The sequence below is a fragment of the Pedobacter sp. UBA5917 genome, from assembly GCF_002432345.1.
Taxonomy (GTDB): domain Bacteria; phylum Bacteroidota; class Bacteroidia; order Sphingobacteriales; family Sphingobacteriaceae; genus Pedobacter.
On the sequence record NZ_DJDT01000368.1, the window covers coordinates 1 to 2,612 of the forward strand.

Here is a 2,612-nt window from a genome sequence, read left to right on the forward strand (position 1 = left end):
TGAAATAAATTCAGGATGACGGATTGAAGAAAGATTTTCTGTGTATTCCGAGTCTCCGAGGCAAACAATTATCCTCTGAGGCAAAAAAACAAAACAATTTGTTCTTTTTAAGATTGTATCATCTATAAATGGATAGGAAAACAGCAAAAAAGAAAATCGCGATCATTGGCGGCGGACCAAGTGGTCTTTTCATGTACAAAAGATTAACCGAAGCGGATAAGGTTGATTATGAAATTACCATATTTGAGCGGAAAGATTACCTGGGCGCGGGTATGCCATATAGTGGCGAAGGCGCCAATGTTGAGCATATCACCAATGTATCAGACAACGAAATTCCTGTTATTTATAATTCTATCGAAGATTGGGTAAAAATTGCCCCTAAAGCAATCTTAAAAAAGTTCGACATTAACGAAGCGAAATTTAACGAATATAAAGTACTGCCCCGGCTATTTTTTGGCGAATATTTATCTGCGCAGTTCAATTTATTAAAAAAGGCTGCTGTTAAAAGAGGGATTAAAACCAGGGTGTATTTAAACTGTGTAGTAGAAGATGTTATTGATTTTCCAACCGAGAATAAAGTAGCCGTTTGTGTTAAAAACAAAAATAAGGTCTATTTTGATCAGGTAATTATCTGCATCGGCCATAACTGGCCAAAAAAATACGAAGGTAAAATTCCTAATTATTTTGATTCGCCCTATCCACCTAAAAAGATAGCTTTAAAATTAGATCATACCGTTTGCATTATGGGCTCATCATTAACAGCGATTGATGCGTTAAGAACCCTGGCCCGCAAAAACGGAAAGTTTACAGATAATGAAGATGGCACTTATTCTTATCATTTGGAAAGTAAAGGCTTTAAAATCGTAATGCATTCTCGGAGTGGACTTTTACCAGCCATCAGGTTCCATCTGGAAGATTCGCACCTTGGTAAAGATGGAACTTTAACTAAAGCCGAAATCCATAAAAGTATTGCAGCACACGGAGGCTTTTTGCCACTGGATTTTGTGTTTGAGAAGAACTTTAAAGAAATGTTCATCAAAAAGGATCTGGCTTTTTACAAAAAGATCAAGAATATGGACCTCGAAAGTTTTGTAGAAGCCATGATGGGGTACCGTGAAAAAATGGAACCATTCGATCTTTTTAAAAAGGAATACGAAGAAGCAGAAAAATCGATTGAGAAAAGAAAATCTATTTATTGGAAAGAAGCACTTGCCATTCTAAGTTTCGCGATGAACTATCCCGCAAAATACCTATCGGCAGAAGATATGGAACGTTTGCAAAAAGTGTTAATGCCATTAATTTCAATCGTAATTGCTTTTGTGCCCCAAAGCTCGTGCAGGGAATTATTGGCCCTCCATGAGGCCGGTGTATTGAGTATTGTTGCTGTTGGGGATGATGCCGAAGTAGAAGCCTTGAAAACAGGTGGTGCAGATTATCATTATAAAGTTGACGGCAAAAAAGTAACCGTGCATTTCGATACCTTTATCGATTGTATCGGTCAGCCACACCTTTCTTTTAGCGATTTTCCTTTTAAAAGTTTAATCAATAACGGCACAGTAAGTGCAGCAAGGTTACAGTTTAAATCTGCTGCCAAGGGAAAGGCCGAAATGAAACATAACGATCTTGTAATAAAAGAAGAGGGGGATACCTATTTTTTAACTGTACCCGGAATTACCATTAACGATCATTTTCAGGTGGTGGATAAAAATGGCGAAACCAATAAAAGAATTTACATTATGGCGGTTCCCTATATTGGCGGTTATAACCCCGACTATTCGGGAATCGACTTTTGTGAGGCCGCATCAGAAGCGATAATTAATCAAATTTAGCACAATAATTTAAACCTATTTAGATCATATAAAACAAATTTTTAAGCGTATTTTATTTATTAATTAACTGATTATTAGTGTTTTGTGTTTGTTTTTTGAATTTCTGTTTTAAAAAAAACAAACGTTTGCGCTTAATTTGTTCAGCATCATTTTTAATGTCGTTTTAAGGTGAGGTTAATTGTATTTAAAAATCTATATCAAGGCAGAATGTAATTACACGGGGTTAATTTTTGTATAAAGTTTAATTGTCATTTTAATGTTTCCTGTATACTCTTATCAAAGGAAATAATTTTCGCCTCGAAAAATCAGAAATTATCTAATTGCTGCTGATGCTTAAGTTATTAATGCACATGTGGTTTTGCTTTTTACGCATTTTTTTAAGCAAACGTTTGCGTTGAAAAAAATAAAAATCGGGCTTCCTTAATCTATATCTTGCATTAACAAATCATAACGAGCCGATATTTTTATTTTAGTATTACGAGCAAAAATCTTGTTTAACCGGCAAGAGAACTATAAATAATAAATAAAATAAAACCTCTAACCAAGGTATAATAAACAAACAATAACTAAACCGTTCATGGTGCAGTCTACCTGGGCTATGAATAAAAATTAATCATCCAAATCTCAACTGTATGTTCAAAAATTTTACTTTTTGTCGCTAGGTATATATATGCCAAAAAACAAACAATAACCAAACCGTTTACGGCACAATCTATTTAGGCTGTAAATGATAACCAATCATCCTTAATTTCAACCTTATGTTCAAAAATTTTACTTTTTGTC

Annotated in this window: 1 protein-coding gene; it reads left to right on the forward strand. The window is 34.5% G+C overall.

Features of this window, described 5'->3' with window-relative positions:
• Positions 1 to 128: 128 nt before the first annotated feature.
• Positions 129 to 1,829, forward strand: coding sequence for an FAD/NAD(P)-binding protein (locus B2V92_RS25570; protein WP_293313445.1), 1,701 nt, complete (start codon positions 129 to 131; stop codon positions 1,827 to 1,829).
• The last annotated feature ends 783 nt before the right edge of the window (positions 1,830 to 2,612 follow it).

Coding starts and splice junctions, on each gene's coding strand:
- B2V92_RS25570 (WP_293313445.1), top strand. CDS start 129: ATGGATAGGAAAACAGCAAAAAAGAAAATCGCGATCATTGGCGGCGGA.